Origin of the sequence: Vibrio sp. MED222 (genome assembly GCF_000153005.1) — a bacterium.
Lineage (GTDB): Bacteria > Pseudomonadota > Gammaproteobacteria > Enterobacterales > Vibrionaceae > Vibrio > Vibrio tasmaniensis_A.
Genome location: NZ_CH902606.1, coordinates 1,367,309 through 1,389,687, shown reverse-complemented (window position 1 = coordinate 1,389,687; position 22,379 = coordinate 1,367,309). Strand labels below are relative to the sequence as shown.

The 22,379-nt window shown below is 44.5% G+C and carries 18 protein-coding genes; 7 read left to right on the top strand and 11 right to left on the bottom strand.

From position 1 onward, the window contains the following. Positions 1-402: 402 nt before the first annotated feature. Positions 403-3,258 (top strand): FAD-binding and (Fe-S)-binding domain-containing protein, encoded by a 2,856-nt coding sequence (locus MED222_RS15575; protein ID WP_009846142.1) that lies wholly within the window; start codon positions 403-405, stop codon positions 3,256-3,258. A gap of 148 nt (positions 3,259-3,406) precedes the next feature. Here the strand turns inward: MED222_RS15575 and MED222_RS15580 are convergent, their stop codons facing one another. Both MED222_RS15580 and MED222_RS15585 read right to left on the bottom strand, forming a co-directional pair. Continuing rightward, positions 3,407-3,649, bottom strand: a complete 243-nt coding sequence (locus tag MED222_RS15580; RefSeq protein WP_009846141.1) for a hypothetical protein — start codon at positions 3,647-3,649, stop codon at positions 3,407-3,409. A gap of 23 nt (positions 3,650-3,672) precedes the next feature. After that, positions 3,673-4,542: an AraC family transcriptional regulator gene (locus MED222_RS15585; RefSeq protein WP_009846140.1), complete on the bottom strand. Its 870-nt coding sequence runs from the start codon at positions 4,540-4,542 to the stop codon at positions 3,673-3,675. Positions 4,543-4,657: 115 nt separating this feature from the next. On the opposite strand from MED222_RS15585, the gene MED222_RS15590 reads away from it, so the two are divergent. The 4 genes from MED222_RS15590 (at position 4,658) to MED222_RS15605 (ending at position 8,440) form a co-directional block, all read left to right on the top strand. Then, positions 4,658-5,806, top strand: a complete 1,149-nt coding sequence (locus tag MED222_RS15590; protein WP_009846139.1) for an aminotransferase-like domain-containing protein — start codon at positions 4,658-4,660, stop codon at positions 5,804-5,806. A gap of 313 nt (positions 5,807-6,119) precedes the next feature. Continuing rightward, positions 6,120-7,109: an oxygen-dependent tRNA uridine(34) hydroxylase TrhO gene (trhO, locus tag MED222_RS15595; RefSeq protein ID WP_009846138.1), complete on the top strand. Its 990-nt coding sequence runs from the start codon at positions 6,120-6,122 to the stop codon at positions 7,107-7,109. A 467-nt stretch (positions 7,110-7,576) separates the two neighbouring features. Beyond that, complete coding sequence (locus MED222_RS15600) at positions 7,577-7,834, top strand: YdcH family protein (protein ID WP_009846137.1); 258 nt, start codon at positions 7,577-7,579, stop codon at positions 7,832-7,834. A 96-nt stretch (positions 7,835-7,930) separates the two neighbouring features. Next, positions 7,931-8,440 carry a GNAT family N-acetyltransferase gene (locus MED222_RS15605; protein WP_009846136.1) on the top strand — a complete coding sequence of 170 codons (510 nt, stop codon included), beginning with the start codon at positions 7,931-7,933 and terminating at the stop codon, positions 8,438-8,440. Positions 8,441-8,451: 11 nt separating this feature from the next. Here MED222_RS15605 and manA read toward each other — a convergent pair whose 3' ends face one another. The 7 genes from manA to MED222_RS15640 form a co-directional block, all read right to left on the bottom strand. Then, positions 8,452-9,657 (bottom strand): mannose-6-phosphate isomerase, class I, encoded by a 1,206-nt coding sequence (gene manA, locus MED222_RS15610; protein WP_009846135.1) that lies wholly within the window; start codon positions 9,655-9,657, stop codon positions 8,452-8,454. A 267-nt stretch (positions 9,658-9,924) separates the two neighbouring features. Continuing rightward, positions 9,925-11,265 (bottom strand): MFS transporter, encoded by a 1,341-nt coding sequence (locus MED222_RS15615; RefSeq protein WP_009846134.1) that lies wholly within the window; start codon positions 11,263-11,265, stop codon positions 9,925-9,927. A gap of 8 nt (positions 11,266-11,273) precedes the next feature. Then, positions 11,274-12,770 (bottom strand): signal transduction histidine-protein kinase/phosphatase UhpB, encoded by a 1,497-nt coding sequence (gene uhpB, locus MED222_RS15620; RefSeq protein ID WP_032555108.1) that lies wholly within the window; start codon positions 12,768-12,770, stop codon positions 11,274-11,276. Continuing rightward, positions 12,770-13,378, bottom strand: a complete 609-nt coding sequence (gene uhpA / locus MED222_RS15625) for a transcriptional regulator UhpA (RefSeq protein WP_009846132.1) — start codon at positions 13,376-13,378, stop codon at positions 12,770-12,772. Before uhpA ends, uhpB begins: the two co-directional genes overlap by 1 nt. Before the next feature lie 188 nt (positions 13,379-13,566). Next, complete coding sequence (gene uhpT / locus MED222_RS15630; RefSeq protein ID WP_009846131.1) at positions 13,567-14,961, bottom strand: hexose-6-phosphate:phosphate antiporter; 1,395 nt, start codon at positions 14,959-14,961, stop codon at positions 13,567-13,569. A gap of 366 nt (positions 14,962-15,327) precedes the next feature. Further along, entirely contained in the window at positions 15,328-18,243 is a 2,916-nt protein-coding gene (locus MED222_RS15635; protein WP_009846130.1) for an alkaline phosphatase family protein, read from the bottom strand. 113 nt (positions 18,244-18,356) lie between these two features. Continuing rightward, positions 18,357-18,695: a DUF1840 domain-containing protein gene (locus MED222_RS15640; protein WP_009846129.1), complete on the bottom strand. Its 339-nt coding sequence runs from the start codon at positions 18,693-18,695 to the stop codon at positions 18,357-18,359. A gap of 334 nt (positions 18,696-19,029) precedes the next feature. Between MED222_RS15640 and MED222_RS15645 the strand changes: the two genes are divergently transcribed. Then, positions 19,030-20,220, top strand: a complete 1,191-nt coding sequence (locus MED222_RS15645; RefSeq protein WP_032499235.1) for a GGDEF domain-containing protein — start codon at positions 19,030-19,032, stop codon at positions 20,218-20,220. Here MED222_RS15645 and MED222_RS15650 read toward each other — a convergent pair. Beyond that, complete coding sequence (locus MED222_RS15650; RefSeq protein ID WP_009846127.1) at positions 20,217-20,498, bottom strand: hypothetical protein; 282 nt, start codon at positions 20,496-20,498, stop codon at positions 20,217-20,219. The genes MED222_RS15645 and MED222_RS15650 overlap by 4 nt on opposite strands. A gap of 158 nt (positions 20,499-20,656) precedes the next feature. Between MED222_RS15650 and MED222_RS15655 the strand changes: the two genes are divergently transcribed. Then, entirely contained in the window at positions 20,657-21,529 is an 873-nt protein-coding gene (locus tag MED222_RS15655; protein WP_009846126.1) for a pirin family protein, read from the top strand. A gap of 217 nt (positions 21,530-21,746) precedes the next feature. Here the strand turns inward: MED222_RS15655 and ppnP are convergent, their stop codons facing one another. Next, the gene (ppnP, locus tag MED222_RS15660) at positions 21,747-22,028 is read right to left on the bottom strand and encodes a pyrimidine/purine nucleoside phosphorylase (protein ID WP_009846125.1); all 282 of its coding nucleotides are present in this window, start codon (positions 22,026-22,028) and stop codon (positions 21,747-21,749) included. Positions 22,029-22,379: the final 351 nt, after the last annotated feature.

Sequence of the window (22,379 nt, the reverse complement as noted above, 5' to 3'; positions counted from 1 at the left end):
GACTAATGCTTTGGTCTACTTAGACTGAAGTTCAATCGGTGTCACAGCAATTCCACTGCCGTTGTGACACCGTTTAAGCACTGGAAAATAAAATAAAAAGCTAGGGCGTGTTGATCTTTCGAGCTGATTTTTGCAGCGAGTTGCTGGGTATTTATACAAGGCAGAGGCTTTGATGTGTAGCTAGCCTACATAAGAAGCCGATAACGTAGTAGAAATGGCCAGCAAACGCTGCCCGAAGGGTTCAGCTAAAAGCGTTTTACTCTTTGTTGAGGGGGATTTGCTTAGAGTGCTAGGCTACTTCCCCCTCGCCGCGATTAAAACGCTTTTATCTCGAACAAAATTTAATCACGAAAGGTCAACACGCCCTGAACAGTGCCAAATAAGAAGCACAAGGAAGCAAAGATGGAGACAACCACATCCGATGAGCGAGTAATAGACGCACAAGCTTATCAGCAGCTTGAAGCGATACTGGCTCAAAAAATAGAAACAGAACGCATTGTCACGCAAGAGGCAAAGCGCTTGGCTTACGGCACCGATGCGAGTTTTTATCGCTTGGTGCCGAAAATGGTTCTAAGGCTCAAAAACTTAGACGAAGTCATATTTACCATTCAAAGCTGTCGCGAGCTAGGCATTCATTTTACCTTTCGCGCTGCGGGCACCAGCCTTTCAGGGCAAGCTGTTTCAGACTCGGTACTCATCACACTGACCGATGACTGGCGTGGCCACGAAATCGTAGATAACGGTAATCAGATCATCCTTCAACCGGGTGTGATTGGCGCCGATGCCAACAAATACCTTGCCCCTTTCCAACGTAAAATCGGCCCAGATCCAGCCTCTATCAATACCTGTAAAATCGGTGGTATTGCCGCGAACAACGCCAGTGGCATGTGTTGTGGTACTGCGCAAAACTCTTATCGCACCGTCGAGAGCATGAAAATCGTATTGAGTGATGGCTCCCTGCTTGATACGGCTGACAACGCAAGTGTTGAGGCATTCAAGCAATCGCACAAAGAACTGTTTGAAGGCATTGTTGAATTACATCAACAGACAGCGTCAAACCAAGAACTCGCCGACAGAATTCGCCACAAGTACCGCCTCAAAAACACCACTGGCTACGCTCTAAACGCCTTGGTCGATTACCACGATCCAATTGAGATCATCAAACACTTGATGATTGGCTCAGAAGGCACACTAGGTTTCATTGCTGAGATTACCTACAACACGGTTATCGAACATCCGAACAAAGCCTCGGCTCTGTTGGTGTTTTCCGACATAGAACAAGCCAGTAAAGCCGTTACTACACTATCAAAAACGCCGGTTGCTGCGGTTGAATTGATGGACGGCAGAGCGCTGCGTTCAGTGGCTGATAAACCGGGTATGCCTGCATTCATGCCAAGCTTGGACTTGGAAGCCGCAGCGATTTTAGTTGAATCACACGCCAGCTCCCAGCAGGACTTAGATTTACAATGTAAATCAATTTTGGATGCATTAGCTGATTACACGATTGTTGAATCGGTGCCTTTCACTTCCGATCCAAAGACAGTCGCGACTCTTTGGGGCATCCGAAAAGGCATGTTCCCAGCAGTTGGCGCAGTGCGTGAAATCGGGACGACCGTTATCATTGAAGACGTGGCTTTCCCTGTCGAAAACCTCGCTAACGGCATTCGAGAGCTACAAGAACTGTTCGACAAATACGATTACAGCGAAGCGATTATTTTTGGTCACGCCCTCGAAGGCAACCTGCATTTTGTATTCACTCAAGGCTTCGACAGCCAAACAGAAATCGATCGCTACGGCGGTTTCATGGATGACGTTGCCGAACTGGTCGCGGTGAAATACCAAGGTTCTCTGAAAGCAGAACATGGCACTGGCCGTAATATGGCACCTTATGTCGAATTGGAATGGGGTAAAGATGGCTACGCCTTGATGCAACAGATCAAAGCCTTGTTTGATCCAGAAAGACTGCTCAACCCCGGCGTTATTATTAACGACAATCCAAATTCACACATCACGAATTTGAAGCCAATGCCTGCTGCCGACGACCTTGTCGACCGCTGTATCGAGTGTGGCTTCTGTGAGCCTGTTTGTCCGTCTCGTACCTTAACTCTATCGCCACGCCAACGTATCGTGCTGTACCGCGAGTTACAACGCCGACGCGCTGCGGGCGAAGAGATGGAAGCAAGCGAACTAGAGAAAACCTTCGAATATCAAGGTATCGATACCTGCGCTGCAACCGGCCTGTGTGCCGAGCGTTGCCCAGTGGGAATCAACACCGGTGATTTGATTAAGAAGCTTCGTATTGCCAAGTACGAGAAATTTACGCCAATCGCTAAGTGGACAGCGGATCATTTCTCGACCACCACTAAACTGACTAAGGCCGGCCTCAAAACCAACCAAGTGGCGAGTAAAGTATTAGGCGCAAATACCGTCGGCAAGCTAACCAACGGCTTGCGCTCAATAACTAAAGGTGCGACGCCTGTTTGGATGCCTGAGATGCCGCAATCCAATAGTCACTCGCTAGTCTCATCACCAGTGACGGCAGAATCCTCAAGCAATCATAAGAAGGTGGTTTACCTCCCTTCGTGTGCGAGTCGAACCATGGGTCAACAAAGCGATGCGGGCGATCAACGTCCTCTAACTGAAGTGACTATGTCTTTGCTTAACAAAGCCGGATTTGAGGTTATTCTTCCGAAGAAGCTAGACGACCAATGTTGTGGTATGCCTTACGACAGCAAAGGGATGACCGATTTAGCCCACTCTAAAGCACAACAACTCGAAGAAGTGTTGTGGCAAGCCAGTCGTCAGGGTGAATACCCAGTATTAATGGATACCAGCCCATGTGCTAAACGCAGTATTGAACAGTTCACCAAACCGTTAGAGGTATTAGAGCCGACAGGGTTTGTGAACCAATACCTGCTTGAGCACCTGACACTTGAGCCAATTAAAGAAACCGTAATGCTGCATGTCACGTGTAGTTCTCGTCGAATGGGCTTAGAAGGCGCGATGTTGAATCTTGCTAAAGCCTGTACCGAAGAGGTGATTGTTCCTGAGCATATTCAGTGTTGTGGTTGGGCGGGTGATAAAGGTTTTACCACGCCAGAGCTGAATGAAGCGGCGGTACACCCACTCAAAGAACAAGTGCCGAGCAACTGTACTCGTGGATTCAGCAACAGCCGAACCTGTGAGATCGGTTTATCACATCACAGTGGCATTCCGTATCAATCAATCTTGTACTTGGTGGACGAAGTCGCGCAATAGCGGAGCCTCCCCACTTAAGGTATCGAGCAATTAGCTTAAACCTAAAACGAAAAATGGCAGCCCAATCAGGCTGCCATTTCTTTATTCGTTTGTTCGAAAGATGCTACTTAACTGGATGCTGATGAGCTAACCGTTATTAAGCTAGATATTACAAAGCTAAGCGCATCAACTCTTCTGGCGAGTAGTGTTCTGCTTCTGCACCTTTGGCGATTAAGTCGATCACTTGAAATTCGCTCATGTCACCAAACTCTTTGGTTAAGTAATCACGAAACGCTTTCTCGTTCGGCCACTTACCTCGCACGATATAGCCATCTTCTTTATCAAAATCTTCCGTCTCAAAGAAAGAAAAGTCGGTCATACCAATATTGTGGCAATACAAAACGAGATACATAATTTTTCCTCAAAATGGGGTTACTAATAAAAACTCACAGGGAGATAGAAATCAAGCTCAAACACTTCATCACTGTTTAGAAAATGATTCTGATGATAATGCACATAAGCCGGAGTGGAACGCTGCTTGAAGCCAGACGTAGGTAGCCACTTTTCTAACACCATACTGATCTGTGGTAGCAGCTCACCATAACGGCCATTCAGTCGAAATACAGCATGTAAACCACCCGGAATCACCATCTGGTTCACGACACTGCGATACTTAATCGGTTCATCTATCGCGATACACGCTACATAGCGACACTGATCCATTTCAACCCAAGCAGGGTTAGAGTGATGCAAGCCAAATTGGCTCGAAAAGTCGCGCTGTTCGGAATTCGCCCACGCTTTCAATATCAGCCACGCGTTGCGAATGGAGCGGTTATAACCCGTATGTCGAACATAAGCCGCCATGCGCTCTGGTGTTTCAACGATCTTAGGTTCGGGTAACACTCTCTGCGCCACGTTCAAATAACCCGCCGCTACTTCGGGATCTTTCAAATAGGGTTTTTCTGCTATCTGTAGGTCGTGTTTACGCCATTCTCCCGGTGACATGTTAAAGGTCGCTTTGAATGCTCGGCTGAAAGATGACACCGAACTAAAGCCACATTTACTGGCAATCTCTACCACTGACGACGTGGTATCGAACATCAATTGATTGGCTGCATACTCCATTCGAGTGCGTCGAATGTACTGATGTAACGACTCCCCAACCACGCTTTTGAAGGTGCGGTGGAAGTGTTGTTCTGAATAAGCCGCAATCTCGGAGAGCGCTTTTGCCGACAGAGGTTGGCTGATGTCTTGATGAATATGGAACAAAACATCATTGATTCGGGATAAGTGTTGTCGTGACATCGTTTAAATAGCATAAATGGACATGTTTAAGAGCATAAACGGACACGCTTGTTTTTACAATTGCCGTGTAATATCAAGCGATAGAATAAAAACGAAAAACGACGAGACACAACACATGGAAATCGCACAGTCATTACAACAGATTCAATCTTCATACATTCGAGAGATCCTCGCAGCCGCAAGCGATCCAAATGTCATCTCATTGGCCGGTGGTTTACCGGACGAGAAAACATTCCCTATCGATTTAATGAAGCCAACGCTAGAAAACTTAGCGAACATGCCTGAAGTTTTCCAATACGGTTCGACCGCAGGTTATGGCCCGTTGCTTGATCACCTAACACAAAGCTACCAATTGCCAGAATCTCACACGGCAATGATCTGTACAGGTTCTCAGCAAGGTTTGGATTTGATTGCGCGTGCGTATGTTGACCCGGGTGATGTGGTTGTGATGGAAGCGCCAAGCTACCTAGGTGCGATGCAGGTGTTTGGCTTAGTTCAAGCAAACATTGCAACCGTGTCTCAAACTGAATTTGGCCCGAACCTAGATGAACTGGAAACATGCTTTGCCGAGCAAGCGCCAAAAATGTTCTATGCCGTGCCTGATTTCCACAACCCAACCGGTGTGTGCTGGGCAACAGAAACTCGTCAAAAAGTGGCTGAGCTGTGTATCAAATACAACGTAGCCTTCATTGAAGATGCACCATACCGTGAGCTACGTTTCACTGGTACGGAACTGCCATTGGTTTCTTCATTCTGCCCTGACAACTCTATCGTTCTTCGTTCATTCTCTAAAATTGCATCGCCAGGTTTACGTATTGGTGCGGTAACAGGCAAACGCAGCTACCTTGAGCCACTTATCAAAGTGAAGCAAGGCGCTGACTTACACTCAAGTGTACCAATGCAAGCGCTGCTTGTTGGTCTTCTAAAACATGAAGACTTCAACGTACACATGGAAAACATTCGTACTTTGTACAAGTCTCGTTATGAGGTGCTGTTTTCTGAGCTCGAAAAACAGTTGCCTGCTGAGTGTGTATTAAAATCCGTTGATGGCGGAATGTTCATTTGGATTGAAATCCCAGAGTGCGACACCTTCGAATTGGCTAAAACTCTATTATCGAATGGTGTGGCAGTTGTACCAAGCCCAGTATTTTATCCAAAGGCCGATGAAGCAAAAGCCGCACTGCGCTTAAACTTCACCAACGCCAATCCAGAAGAATTGACGGAAGCGGTGAAACGCTTAGCTGAAGTACTTAACCAAGCGTAATCACCGATTAAGTAAAACGGACTAGATACCAAGGCCCTGCTGTGTTTTTACAACAGGGCCTTTTGGGTTTGGGAATACGTGTTGTAATTCGAACCAGATAAAACGATTTCATTGCATTTCTTAGTCCATAAACCATACAAATTGAAATGATAAATAGCCCTACTTTTGGTTGGTTTTTGTCCTTCCTTGGCTTGGTTATACTGCGGCGGATTTTAATAAGCCAATATGGGCAAACCTGAGTAAATCAAACTCAGTCTGTATCATAAAAGGCAACGCTCTGGATTTACGTTCCAGCTCGCAGAAAGGAAAAACCATGTCTCAATATGTTGTATGTGCTCTGTATAAATTCGTAGCACTTGATGATTACCAAGAAATTCGCCAGCCACTCACTGACGTGTTAGAAGCCAACCAAATCCGCGGTACTTTGCTACTTGCGAGTGAAGGTATCAACGGCACCGTTGCAGGTAAGCGCGAATCTATCGACGCTCTTCTTAAATGGTTCAAACAAGATTCTCGTTTGGCTGATGTTGTTTACAAGGAGTCGTTCAACGAAGAACAACCATTCAACCGCACCAAGGTTAAGCTCAAGAAAGAGATCGTAACCATGGGCGTTGAGGGTATCGACCCACGCCACGTTGTCGGCACTTACGTGAAACCAAACGAATGGAACGCATTGATCTCTGATCCTGATGTGATTCTGGTTGATACTCGTAACGATTACGAAGTCGATATCGGTACATTCAAAAATGCTGTAAACCCAAACACAGAAACCTTCCGTGAATTCCCTCAATACGTTGAAGAAAATCTCGATCCTAAGAAACACAAAAAAGTCGCGATGTTCTGTACTGGCGGTATTCGTTGCGAAAAATCAACAGCCTACATGAAAGAACAAGGCTTTGATGAGGTTTACCACCTTGAAGGCGGCATTCTTAAGTACCTAGAAGAAGTACCAGAAGAAGAGAGCATGTGGGAAGGCGACTGCTACGTATTTGATGGTCGTGTTGCAGTTAACCACCAGCTAGAGAAGAGCGGCTACGACGTGTGTAACGCTTGTCGCCTGCCAATCACAGACGAAGACAAAGCATCTGAGCACTTTGAGAAAGGCGTAAGCTGCCCTAAGTGTGTTGATAAACACAGCGATGAGCAGAAAGCGCGTTTCCGCGAACGTGAAAAGCAAGTTCAATTGTCGAATGCTCGTGGCGAAACCCACGTAGGTGGCGAAGCCGCTCACCTTATCGATCAACGTAAGAAAGAAAAGCTAGCACACAAAGAGCAGCAACGCTCTGGTAAGAAAGCGAAGTAATCCTTCTGCTTTCAACACGCATAGTTCCAAACATATAACTATAAATAGTTAGCTATATACATACAAAAGGGCGCAAGTTCGAAGATGATTCCTCGAGTTTGTGCCCTTTTTTGATCGCTTTACGGCTTTGTGTTTTGAACCACATTTCTTTCGATAAATTGCTTCTATACTGTCAGGGCGTGTTGACCTTCCGCGGTTGGATTTTGTTCGAGATAAAAGCGTTTTAATCGCGGCGAGGGAGAAGTAGCCTAGTCATTCTAAGCAAATCTCCCTTAACAAAGAGTAAAACGCTTTTAGCCGAACCCTTCGGGCAGCGTTTGCTGGTTATTTCAACTACGTTATCGGCCTCTCATGTAGGCTAGCTACACATCAAAGCCTCTGCCTTGTAGAAATACCCAGCAATTCGCCGCAAAAACAAGCTCGAAAGATCAACACGCCCTAAAAATCCGACTAGAGAGGAAGTGCCAATGCTCAATGAAAACCATGCCTTTATCTTAGATTTCCCAGATCTTAAATTAGACATTGTTCAGCTCAACCACGACGACGAAAAATTCAAAGCAGACATGCAAAAATATCACCAACTCGACTACGACATCCGTCAGCTAGAAATCTCTGGCAGCCCTATCGATGACGACAGCATGCACAACCTCAAAGTAGAACGCATGGAGCTAAAAGACTCGCTACACAAACAGCTCACGCGCCACCACGCACTTAAGATCGTATAGAAAAATCAGTCCAAGACTTTATTCTAAGCCATGCATCACGCATGGCTTTTTGGTTTCATCACATCGCAAATCTAAGCTAATTCGGCTTCTTCAATTATGTTACTGTTTGCTTATTCAAAGGCGTTTGATAAGGAAGAAAGCAAAGTGGCAAGACAAGAAGAGAATATACAACTCCAGCTCGTTTCAAATTCTGAATTCGAAGAACTGTTTACGTGTGTTAAACAAGGTCTTTTCATACACGTAGATAACGCTTTCGGATGGGACGACGACTTCCAACGTCAACGCCTAATCAATGATTATCATCCCTCTTGGTTTCATTGGATATATAGCGAAAATGAGAAAGTAGGACTAGTCTGCTTTAAGCCTTATGACAACGCATACCATATTCATCTGCTGATCATTTCCCCTCAATACCAAGGTCAGTCTCTTGGTAAAAAAGTCATGTCACTCATCCACGAAAAAGCCCATCAAGAACAACGAAACCAAGTCACTCTGTCGAGCTTTAGAAGTAACACCCGCGCCATCAGTTTTTATCAGGCGCTTGGCTACCAAATTGTTGATGATAGTGATACTAATTTCGTGGGGATGACTCTCTATTTAAACTAGAAGCGACTTCGCTAATTAAACGCTCTCGCCACTCGCCCTTTGCTGCTCAATTCGTAATGGCCAATATAAGCTGGGATAAATACCGATTGCCCTTTGGTGAGGGTTAAGTGCTCGCCTTTCTGACTCATTAGCACTAGATCATCATCTATTGCCATTAAAATTTCAGCGCCACTTGTGATAACTTCTTCTTGATGAGGACGATGAAAGATATTGAAATTGAAGTCACTGACTGGGATATCATAACAATCACATTTACCCAGCTTTGATGGCTCTAACAACAAGCCTTCGAACGGAATTGGCGTGAATTTTGTGCAGGCGACTAACTCAGCGACATCAATGTGTTTTGGCGTTAAACCTGCTCGTAGCACGTTGTCTGAATTTGCCATAATCTCAAGCCCGGTACCTTTAATGTAAGCGTGCGGAGTGTTCGCATTCAAATACATCGCTTCACTCGGCTCCAATGTGATCAAGTTAAGCAGCAGAACACAAAACAAACCGATATCGTTCGGGTACTGATGGCTAAGCTCAGTAACCAAAGCAAATTCAGCTTGGTCTTGATGAGACTCTGCGTAAGTCAGAAGTTGATCTAATGCTTGATGTTTACGTTGGTCATCTAGCGTTAACAGATCGCGGAAAAAAGCTTCTAAGCCTAGAGAGTCAAGATTGTTACCAAACTCTTCAACCAAACCAGCCAGCTCGCTCGAATCCAACTTTCTGAACAGACCTAATATTTCATCGAATTCTCGAAAGCCATTCATCGCTTGATATTCAGTGATCGCGTAAACCAATTCAGGTTTATGGTTAGAGTCTTTGTAATTACGATGCCCTGCAGTCAGAGGGATTCCTGCTTGCTCCTCTCTCGCAAAGCCTAACTCGGCTTGGTGCTTGTTTGGGTGGACCTGGACCGATAGCGCTTTTTCCGCTGCCAAGATCTTAAACAAGAACGGCAGTTCACCGAAATCCTGCGCAATATCAGTAGATAAATAAGCGGGTTTATTCTTGTTAATCAGCTCAGAGAGAGGCACCAAATGTTGGTCAAGCTTAACCATTGAGCAACCTTTTGGATGCGCTCCCATCCAAACTTCCGCTTGCGGCTCTTGTGACTCATTCTTAAAGCCAAACAGTTCACGTATCGAAGAAATACTCCCCCATGCATAATTTTGGATGGTGTTTTCCATTGGGAAAAATGAGTGTTCTGAGAAGTGGCTGAGTGACATGGCGTTTTCCGTAGTGAGCCCTTTGAACACAATTCAGAGAGCTGATTTCTAATAACGTAAATAATTAGAAAGACTACAGAGAGCAGCTAGAACCCACATGAGATGAGGTCTTAGACGCAATAGGAAAAATTCTTAGAAACAGGTGAGAACCATGAAAAGCGTGAAAAGAGTCACATTTGAATGCTACGTATAAAAAACGCTGAAGATAGGGTAGCTGCATAATAACCAGAGGACCATTAGCAGCTATCTTATTTACGAAGAAATCCCTTAAAAGCCAGAGCGAACCTCTGCACTTTTCTGAGGCGATTGAGCTTGTAGGAAAGGCAGTAGCAGCAAGCCAATAACGGCCGCACAAGTCGAGATGGTAATGAAGAACCCACTCCAACCATAAGTTTCTAGAACGAGCGCTAATGGGTAGCCAGAAAGTGCTGCACCCATATAGGCAAATAAGCCAACAAAGCCTGTCGCAGCTCCTGCGGAGTCTTTATGTGAGCATTCCGCGGCAGCCATACCTATTAGCATTTGAGGGCCAAACACAAAAAAGCCTACACAAAACAGCCCAGCCGCTTGAAACACAAAGTTGGTTAGAGGCATAAGCCATAAAGCGGATACCGAGAGGAAGATACCAATCGCGAACAGGATATTCATGGGACCACGGTTACCACCAAACAGCCTATCCGATCCCCATCCAGCAACAAGTGAACCAACGAAACCGCCAATCTCAAACAGAGACAACGCAGCGTTAGCGTTTATCAAACTATAATCGTGCTCTTCGGTGAGATATAAATTGCCCCAGTCGTTAACTGCCGTTCTTACGATGTAAACCAACACATAGCTAAAGGCAAGCAGCCAAATGTACTTATTGCTGAACACATAGGTTTTCAGGATCTCTCGATAGCTTAACCCTTGCCCATGGCTCTCTTGCGCCAATTCTAGATGGTCATTGCGCCACTTCCCTACCGTCGGAAGCCCCATGGTCGTGGGCTTATCACGTAAGCGCCAACAGACAATAAGACCAATAAAAACACCAATCACACCCGGCCATATAAACCCAGATCGCCAACTGTATTGGAGAGTTAGATAGCCGACGAGAATAGGAATCAATGCCCCACCAACGTTGTGTGCTGTATTCCATATAGCCCAGCGAAAGCCTCTTTCGGAGCGAGAATACCAGGTCGTCAATAACTTGGAACACGATGGCCAGCCCCAACCTTGGAACCATGCATTAAGCACCCAAAGCGATATAAAAGCCGCCAACGAACTAGAAAAACCAAACGCGATATTGATCAAGCCTGTCGCGATTAGGCCGAGCCCCATGAAGTAACGCGGGTTGGACCTATCCGATATGGTGCCTGAAATAAACTTAGATAAGCCGTAAGAAAGATAAAAGAGCGTGCCAATCAAGCCGATATCGCCTTTGTCTAAGCCAAGATCGGTGATCATGGCTGGCGCGGCATAATTAAAGGTTTTACGAGTGAAGTAAAAACCTGCATAGCCGACATACATTCCTATCATGATGTGAAGACGCCAATAACGATAACGCTGATTGACCTCATCATCGCTTAGAGTATGACTTTTTGACGTTGTTGAGCGCAGAAATCCAAACATATTCGTTCTCACACTTTAGGTAATGTAACGCTGATATTAGTACCCGAAGAAGAGTCATTAGCGTTGATTGCCATCTTGCCACCGAGCGCCTGAACACGCTCTTGCATACCACGAACACCCATTCCTTTGAGAAGATCCTGCGCTGTAAAACCAACACCATTGTCTGTAATTCGAAGATAAGCTTGATCATCTAGAATCAGTTCTATTCTAATTTCACTTGCTTCAGCATATTTGTGGGCATTGTTTAAAGACTCTTGGCACAGTCGGAAGAGAGTAACCTTGAGCGTGTCACTCAAACATGAGTAGTCACCGTGCCAATTTAGCTGGATATCAACGCCGTGATCTGAAAACTCCATTTCCCGTATGAGCTGTTCAACGGAGTCCTTCAGGTCAAGGTCGTCCAACATTTTTGGTCTTAGCTTTGTTAGCAAACGCTTGGTGGTGTCATAAACATTCAACGACAATGATTCAATCGTACCAGCACAGCGAACGCTCATTTCAGCCGCATCGACACGTTTGATAATGCTCGCTTGAGTCCGAATTGCCGTGATGTTCTGGCCTATCTCATCATGTAACTCACGGGCAATATCACGACGAACCGATTCTTCAGCCGTGATTAGCTGACGGGAAAGGTTTTGATTCCTAGAGAGCTCACTGCGTAATTTCGAGTTGAGATCTTTTTGTTTTTGAACAGCTAAACCAAGCAAAATACCTGTGATGGTCTGAGCGGAAAGAGACAAGAGTAAATCAGTAATTTCGAGTTTGGACGTGCCACTGTGGGCTGCAATCAACGCGACGCTATTTAGCAGGGTAGCGAGCAAGGCGCCTTGCCATCCATAACGAACGGCGAGCAAGATAATAGGGATAGCCATACAGAACGGGGCGAAGCGCCTTAGCTCATCTGGCAAACTGGTTTGTATCAAAATACTGACGACCAACAAGAGGCTGTATAAAGCGATGTGACGGATTTTGAACTCAATGACATTGTTGATTAAGTAAGAGCTCAGTGGCGCCCACTTATTTTGGAATAGGTAATTCCATACCAGATAACACATCGGCACTAACATCAAACCACCTGTGGTGCTCACCAACCACACCATGTAAACAGCCGGAACATGAGAACTGACCGCGGCAACATTGATGAGTGCTGTGACCATGATTAAGCTCGCCATCACCAACAAGTGACGATTCAGGTCACCAGAATAATAACGTTTGGCAAATAGAGTGGCTGGAATACTTAGTCCACTGGCGATTAGTATCGTCAGCCATTGAGGTTCATCAAGTAGGAGAGCTAGGGCAATCGCGAGCCCCCACTCTGCAATATAGATAGCAGGCCAATAGTGAGTGCGAGTGTGCAGCGTCATTCCTAACCGGAGTGAGAATGGGAAAAGCAGAATGGCTAACTCAGGGTCATTAATGAAATAGAAGGCAATAACCCATAAACAGAACCATGCACAGCCAGCCATAAAAACCCCGCATAAGGAGGTGGCTAGATAAGAACGCATTAGTACTGGTCTTGAGCGAACAATTTAGCTAACTCAACGTTGTTCTTAACATTGAGTTTGTCCATGGCATTGGCACGGTGCACATGTACCGTTTTATGGCTAACCCCTAACTCGACAGCAATAGATTTCACGTCGAGCCCTGTCGCCAATAACTGGCACACTTCGCTTTCCCTGCGGGTGAGCTGATTTAACGAGGCTTTATTCTTCATTGGTGTCGCAAGTTTTATGGCGATATCTGGCGTAAGGTAGCAGCCGCCATTTGCGCTCGTGTGTACGGCCTGAATTAACTCATCAGGGCTACAGCGTTTACTGAGATAACCTTTAGCTCCTAACTCTAATGACTTTTCAACCATCGCCGGAGAGTCATGTACGCTCAACATAATACTAGCAATGCCAGATGGAATCTCTTCCAATAAGCTCAGGCCACTTTCATCTTGCATTGAAATATCCAAGATAACGACATCAGGGTGACAACTTGGCAGTCCGAGGCGCGCTTCTGCCGCAGAGTTAAACTCCCCCACGACCGTTATATCAGTTTCAAGACTGAGTAATTGAGCGAAGCCAGATCGAACAATGACGTGGTCATCAACAAGCGCAACATTAATCATGATATTAACCAAAATTAAGAGTGAGAAAGAAAAATAGCCCCAACAGGAGCTATCTAAAATTAAGTTTATTGGTAGAGATGATACTGAATCGAACTAACGATTGGTATGATCTCACGTGCTTTAAACCAATAAAGCACGTGAAACTATCTACCCGAAACTCTCTTTGCGAGAACAAGTACTCAGACAAGCTACGCGTTTTGAGCCGCTAGGTGCATCTTCTTCGCGTGACGAATCTTCTTCTCTTCCGCAATAGCAACGAACAACAGTAAAACAATACAAATGGCAGCAGAAGTATCGAGTGCTGCAAATGTCCCTTTCCAACCTGTTAAGCCGAAAATAGGCGTTCCGTCTGCAATCATGCCTAGGCCAAGTTTGGCAAAACTGTCACCAATTAGGTAAGCAAATGTGCCTTTCACGCCATCAGCCACACTGATTGCTTTCTTAGGAACAAAACCTACCGCAGCAACACCAATCAACAGCTGAGGACCGAATACTAGGAAGCCAAGTACGAATAGTGATGCTAGGTACATGAACTCGCTCGTTGCATGCTGATAAAACTCTAGAGATACAATAATCAGTCCAAGCGATACACAAGCAACTAAAGCACGACGTCCGTTAGCAAGGTCTGATAAATAACCCCACATTAATGTACCGACCAGAGCGCCAACTTCAAACAGAGTAAAGCCTGAAATAGCCGTTTCTTTTGATAGACCTAACTCTTGATACGCATAAACTGTTGACCATTGATCGATACCGATACGAACAATGTACAAAAAGATATTCGCGAAGCAGAGTAACCAGATCACTTTGTTTTTAAGGATATATTCAACAAAGATCTCTTTCTTAGTCATTTGATTTTCTTCAGCAATAGTATCTTCTTCGCTGATTTCTTCGTCAAACAACTCTTCAACTGTACCTAAACCGTATGCTTCTGGAGAGTCGTTACCGAAACGCATCCCAATAAAACCAACCACAATCGCGATGATCGATGGGAACACGAACATACCAATTACGTTGCCATCAAAAAAGTAGTTAGCGCCAAACAGCGCTACACCAGCAGCACCTGCACCACCTACGTTGTGTGACATGTTCCAAAGACCTAAATACGACCCACGCTTATTACGAGGCGTCCATTTAGTAATAGTCGAATAACTTGAAGGACCACCGGTACTTTGAAAGAAACCACTCAATGCGTAGAAGGCAACCATCATGAATAAGCTAGCGCTGCCGCCACCCAAGCTGAAGCTAAAGCCCAACATGGCAAGGCCAGATAGGATAAGCATGAATGGCAGGAACTGCTTGGTGTTTTTGCCATCCGCGTAGTAGGAAACAACCGTTTTACCAATACCATAAGTAATTGAAAAGCCAAGACCAATAAGACCTAGATCGGTCATTGATAATCCATAAGTAGAAATCATGTCGTTTTGCGCGACATTGAAGTTCTTACGGATTAAATACATGGTCAAATAGCCAATGAATACGACTAGGTACGATTGTAGGAATGGTTTAAACCACATTTTTCTTCTAGTTTCGACCGGAAGATCCAGCGTCGGTTTTCTAACCTGATCTAGGAACTTTAACATTGTGAACTCTCTTATTATTGATGAGGTCTGCACGGAACATTACTGACCATGCACTCTTTGCAATTCGATGATGAAATAATAAGGAGTCTAAAAAGCGACCGCATGAGAGAGGGTCTTAGAATAACTAGGAAAAATTCTTAGTTCAGAATTGGGAGTCAAGAAAGCGTGAACAGCATCACTTTATTTAAAATGTGTTATGTCGTGAAGAGGTATTGGAAAGGTGTCGTTAGTTAAGATATTTAGTAGGTGCCCCAAGCAAACTAAACATCGATTGTATTGAGCAGTTGATTGAAGTCTAAAGTGGCTAATAAAAGCCACATTAGATTCGCTTTACGGTATCGTAACCTAAACGATAGATAATAGAGTTTAATTATTCTTAGACACATCCAACTTATTCAGCAACGACGGAAAACCCCAACCGTTCTCGCCTTCGACCACAGGTTCTCCGGTCAAATACTCAAACAGCGTTGGCGCTAAAGATCCGTTAGCTTCGATTTTCAATTGCTGAGACTTATCGCCAATTGGCGCTCCCCAGAATCCGATGAAGGCATCTTTCTCTAAGTAATCCTCACCAGCATGACGCCCTGGTACCTTGGTGTTGTAGCCAATTCCTGCTTTAGGGAACAAGTTAACCGTGCCAGCCCTATCTTCAAGGTAGATATTAGCCAGTTGATTTACTGAATCTGGTCGAGGTGTGGGTTGCGTCAATGAAGTCCACTCAGCACTGCTACACCACGTTGTCACATCCGCCTTAACCGCTCGGTTAATACACTTTTCTACTAATTGAGAGTACTGTGAAAAATCAGCTTCGCTTGGTGATGCTAGGTATGGATTTAACCTTTGCGTATTGAGCAAAATTGGCGCTCGGTTGTCTTCCAATGACTCATAGAAAAGCTTGTCACCTTCACGTGTGATCAATTCATCGACCCGTTTTAAATCACGGTTGCCAATCACACGAACAGCGCAACGTTGTTGATCACATGTGCTTTCTCTTACGACCATATAATCAAGACTCTCAGGCAAGCGTTGCGCTATCTGATTAATGATGTCTATGTTCTGACCAGCTGGCGCTGCAATCGGAGACCACTGCGTGAGTTCTTGGTAAACAGGCTGAACCTGCCACCCTTGAGCCGAATTAAAGAAGTCCATCATGAAGTTACCACCAGCAGTCGAGGCAACCACCACATCCAATTCCTTCGAGCTTGGGTAGCTTAGCGCATTGGTGATTTTAGGCCCTTCCCCCTCGTCCGAAGATATTTTCTTAACCACAATTGGATAATCTAGCTCTGCTTGTAAGCCTTCAAATACCTGCTTTTCGGGATTGAGCGCGTAGAACACCGGCGTTAAACCATGATCCCCAGCCATGCCCCATAGCGTTTTATCGTAAACGCCAGCACTGCGGTAGGTCGCTTCAATCTGGCGAATCCAATAGTCCAGTCGGTTAAGCTCTCCAGTCGGCATCAGAATTTCGTCACTAAAAGGACCGGTAAAGTGCGCGAAGTGATCCGGCCATGGGTTATACACCAAGGTGTAGTCTGGCATCCCTTTTCCATCTAACTCGGCAAACTGAGTGATCGACTGTTTAACCAGAGCTCTCTTTGAAAACTTAGTGAAAAAATCAAAGCCAGATATAGACTGATACGCTTCAATATCTTCAATCAAAGCTTGACGCTTTTCTTGCAAAACCACTTCGACTTCTGAACGTTCTTGAAGCTCTTTAACGCAACGTTTCTCACCATAATCACGCAGTGACTCACCCAAACCTAGGTTTACTAGCCCATCGTAAGTGGTGTGAGCATTCCAATCATATTGAGCGTTGCAGTTCAGCGTTTTGAGGTAATCAAGGCGATCAAACATGGTCTGCACCTTGTTGTTTGCCATCAACACATCCAATTGCAGGGCATCATTGCCGAAGAAGTAATAAGCTCGGTCGATCTCTCGGTCAACAAAGTGGAAATTAGGGATACCCGTACCACCGTTACCAGACACTTTTGCGCCCGTTTTAATGATAGGTAGGTTACGTACGCTGATTGTGGGAGTTGAAGAGATACCCACTCGGCTAATATTGCCTCGATGCTCTTGATAGAGACTTTTGAAGAACGGAAGGTAATTCGGATCACGGTAGGTTTGTTCTGATAGAACTTCCATGAACCGAACCTGCTGTTGATGCTCAGGCTCAATCACCGTTTCTAGCTGAGGTTTGTATTGCGCTCGGTTTTTATGATTTTGGTAAGCCACTGAGATGAAAGGCGCATTCTCATCGACTAACCCCTCGAGCAATCCTTGCTGTAAACCATCGACGGTCACTTGGACCGCAAAACGTTTTTGCTGTTGGGATTCTAAGAATTGAATGAGCGCATCAGGCTGGTCACTGAACGCTTGCTGCATCCAATCATCTAGCGCTGCTGCGCGTTCTTCTTTAAACACAAACTGTCGGTAGGCTTTCAGCAAGTTTAAGCGCACAAAATCAATAAGCGTGATGGTAAGAGCTTGTGCTTTGTTATTCGGCTTATCAGCGTTTTCTGGTTTACCATCTTCTGCAATCGCCAACATTGCAGACTTCATGTCGCCGTCTTCCATTCCCAATGCCGCTTTACCGATCAAATCAACGATGATCGGTTGAATCTGAGCGATGATCGCCAAATCTTCAGGGCTGTTCGTTAAATAGGTGTAGTTATCAGGGAGGGTGTCCATATCCTGCCAAACACCAATTTCGAATAACGCATCGTAGATAACCACCATGTTGGCAATGAACTGTTCATCGATACGAATACCTTCATGATGTCCCGTTGCTTCAGTCGAGGTATCTGGCTCGCGATGCTCTGAGGTTGGCTTATCTCCAACATGATAGAGGCTATGTTCAAAACCCTTTAGCGCCTGCTTATCATAAACCGTCGACAAGTAAGATTTGAACACATCTTCACTGCCCAAGCCTGAATAGCGGTCGTAATAACTATAGAGAAAATAACCCAAAGGAATTGAGTACGTCGGGTTAGATAACTGAGCAACGACTCTGGCTTTTGTTTTGACATCTAGAGGGAGAGCGAGAATGTACGCATCTAATGTGACGCCACCAATGGTGAAAAGAGCTGCATCACGAGTGAGTTTGGCAGAATAACTTAGGCTTGAAAGCACCTGATTTTTCAACACTTCACTGGAGCTAAACACGCCACCAATGACGGGCGTTGTTGATATATCAGCGGCACTCGGAGCTGATGCAAGCGCCAACGATAAGGCACTGAATAAACTGGCGTAACTGCGAACGTGAGAATAAGAGCTCATCAAATTTCCTTTAGATCAACACACTTCTATAAATGCAGCGTATTGTTTCAGTTTGCATTTATTAGTCAACCTATGAAAACGTTTGTTTTCTGATTCGAAGAGCTCGAATACTCTTACAATCGCTTACCGCTACCGTCTTCCCACATCACTTCGCATTCGTCTTTAATGGCCGCTTTCAATAGTTCAACTAACGGGAAAGCTCGGCTACCGATATTAACAGGCGCTTCAACAACCGCTTCTTCACTGTTATCATCGGTATTTTCTTGTTCTACCTGCTTGCTCTGCTCAGCGGCGATCGCAGCACGCAAATTGCTTAACGCTTGAGAAACCTCTGAAGCATCAATTGCTCCTGGGATCGTGCCACTATGTCCAAGCATCTTAATGAACTGAAGACCGACTTCACCAAACATCGTGACGCTAGCATGAGCTTTGCAACTAAAGGTAATTAACATTATGAGCCTCTATCAAATTTAGGTATCTATAAACATTAGCTATCTACAAACTATGTTGAGTAACGCATTGGAAAGCAAGTAGATAACAGCCAAGTCAATTATTGCAACTCGAACTTTAATGGTCTCACTCTCGGACATGTCCGCACCGTTAGTGACACGCGTCACTATTTATTATGAGCCACTTATTATTTAAATATGAAATCTTGATAGTAGTCACAATAAAAAGACCACTAACACTCTGCTATCACTTTTATTTAATCTACTATTAACACCAATTATCGAAATCTTTGGCACAAATCACATGAAAAGGCTGGTCGGCAGACACCTAGAAGAAATGGCGGACATACGATCCACTCGCAAGCAAAAAATTGTCCACTCCTTTTCACTGGCTGCCGCTGCGTTATTCACATTCTACACTTGGGCTTACTTCCAAGGTCAGCATTACACGCTATCAATTTTCGAACTGTGTTTTGCACTTATCGCTATCTCCAATGCATTTTACGTGAAAAAAGTCACTGCCGCTGAGTATTCAGAATTGATTCTAAGTGGTGTTCTGCTCGTTCAAGGAGTCATCCTATTCTTGTACAGTCACGCCATTCCCGAGCGGACACTTTGGCTCTACCCGATTTTGGCTGCCGTTATTTTCATAAACGATTTTAGAATTGGCATTATATTCAGTACCTCATTTTGTGTATTTATCAGCACCTTGATTACAGCGATGCCTAGCAGCTTTTCTTTACCTTTTAGCAGCTCACACCGATTTATTCTTAGCTTATTTACAATGAGCTTGGTATGTCACACATCAGCTTATTACTACACAAAAGCCGTCAGTTATATTCAACGCCTATATAAAGAGGGGATTGAAGATCTGGCCTATAGAGATCAACTAACAGGCTTGGCAAACCGTTGGAGCTTTGAACGCTGGGCGACAGAAAAACTTGCGACAGTGGATAGTGAACGCTCACTGACTGCATTAGTTTTTTTGGACATAGATGACTTTAAAGGCATTAATGATAGCTACGGGCACGACGTCGGAGACAGTGTTTTGCAGCATTTTGCGAATCGTTTGAGCAACAACATCCGAACCAGAGACAGGGTAAGTCATGAATACGATTATTCGATTGCGCGCTTTGCTGGAGATGAGTTTGTTTTGATGCTCTACGATGTACCAACTCGCAAAGATCTAGACGGTATTTTAGATCGGATTTGTGGGCTATTCGAAAGTGGTTGCCAGACAAACGAGAGAATCAAGGAATTGACACTCAGTGTTGGGGTTTCGTTGTACCCGCAAGATGCTCAAGAATTACATGAGCTGACGAGATGTGCTGATAAAGCGATGTATGTTGCCAAACATTCAGGAAAAAATCGATACGCTTATTATCACGATAATCCCGTATCAACCTTGATAGAAGAGCTACCAACGAACCTCGCCTTCTCAGAATCGGAATCATCTGAGCTTGAAGGTTGTCTTGAAGCGAAGGTCGAAGGGAACAATGTTACGTTATTAAAAACGCGTCCACGCTAGCCTGCCATATACATGGCCCATAAACTCACTAAGCCAATAACAATAATCCATACGACTTGTCGTACTAAATTTCGGTTTTCGTTCTTAGATTTAGCAACGGTTTTAAAAGCGGCTTGCTTGGCCGAGTGTATAAAAGGCCCATCTGCTTGGTGCTTTCTAACACGGCGCTTAACCGCTTTATTCGCAACCTCTGTAAAACGCTGACCTTGCTCCGTTGTAAAATCGTTATCAAAGCCCATCCGACCTTGCCTTTCGCCATGTTTTTGCTGTACTGCCATAGCGGCCTCCTTGGCGGTCTGCTCTCTATTCAAGTATAGACATAATTTCATATTCTTACCTGTTCAAAATTTTCGAATAAGTCACTCAACACTGTGCCATCTTCTTTTTAAATCAAATTACATAAACTACAGCTATTCAAGTTTATGAGGATTTCAAAATGACGAGTGTAAGAGCAGTAGATCATGTGATTGCAGCACACGCTACCTCCGATGGTGATGGCGTAAAAATACAAAGACTTGCTGGTTTCAATAACACGCGTTTCTCTCCATTTTTGATGATTGATGAACTTAAGTCGGATGAAAGCAAAGATTATGTTGGCGGCTTTCCTCCACACCCTCACCGTGGGATAGAAACGCTCACTTACATGCTGCGAGGTCACTTCCAGCACAAAGACCACATGAGGAATGTTGGAGAGCTTCGCAGCGGTGGTGCACAGTGGATGGCCGCGGGTCGTGGTGTGATTCACAGCGAAATGCCAATGATGGAAGAAGGTGCACTGCATGGATTTCAGATTTGGATAAACCAACCTGCAACACACAAAATGCAACCAGCGCAATATCACGACTTCCAAAGTGAAAGCATCGCGGAGCATCAAAGTGAACAAAATGGTTTATTGAGAGTTATTGCTGGTGTATTCGAACTGCATAACCTAGCTGACCATGATGTAGAGGCTTTACGAACGCAAGGCCCACTGCAACAAACAGGTGTGCCGTTAAGTGTAGCGGATTGGCGATCTCATTCTGGGCAAAAAATAACATTAGGGATAGATGTTAATCACAATGCCATGACTTACGTGTACCGAGGCAGTATTAAGATCGGTGATAAAGTCATCAACCAAGGTCAACTTGCGTTACTCACTAAAGCTGACTTGCTGTCTTTGAGTAGTTTAGAAGATTCAGGTGTACTGATTTTTTCTGGTGAGTCGATTAATGAACCTGTTGTGCACTATGGTCCGTTTGTCATGAACTCGATGGAAGAAATTGAACAGACGATTCAGGACTACAACAATGGCGTTTTTGAGACTTACTAATTGACGACGTCTTTGCGCTTTTAGCTTTGAATTGAAGTTAAAGATTGAAGAGATTTTGCAACGAACAACAATTTGGTCATCCATTTGATGACTGTAAAAACAAGTGACACTATCCACTGCCGGTTATTATCACTTATTTAACCACGCTCCTAGAGCGTGGTTTTTTTCTATTAAGCCATAGATAAACGATACTCTGGTTGAACGAACTCAGGCCTTCCTACAAGTATTCACACAGGTAAGCTGTCGCTTCTTTAACCTGTAAATCGAATGAAGAGTCACCCGCAACGTCAAAAGACTCACCAGATTGGAATGTCGTCCAATCGTCATCGCCAACACGCTTTACAATTAAAGCACCTTTAACAACAGTCATCTTTTCCGGAGCTGCAGTACCGAATGTGTATTCACCAGCGGCCATCACACCAACACTCACATCAGCACCAGACTGGTTAAACGCTAACGACTTAACACCGCCTTCAAAGTATGTATTTTCTTTAATCATTGTACTTCCTTGTTATCTCAAAATTGCATTACTAGGCTCAACGAATAAGCCTATGCGTAAATTTAGGTGCTAATTGTTTTAACCAATTCGAGACTGTCCTACAAGAAATAAATGAATATAGCTTAGGATCTGTTGACCTTTCGAAGTTAAATTTCGTTCGAGATGAAATCATTTTAGGCGTGGCATTGGGTATACAACCTAATCATTCTAAGTAAATATTCCTTAACAAAGCATGAAGACTGAATGTGTGGGTAAAAAATCACTGAGGCAGTTTGATTCAAAAGAACATTCGATCCTGCTTCTAACTCTTATAAGAACCTTTGCAACCTATCGTTTTATTTTATAGAATCA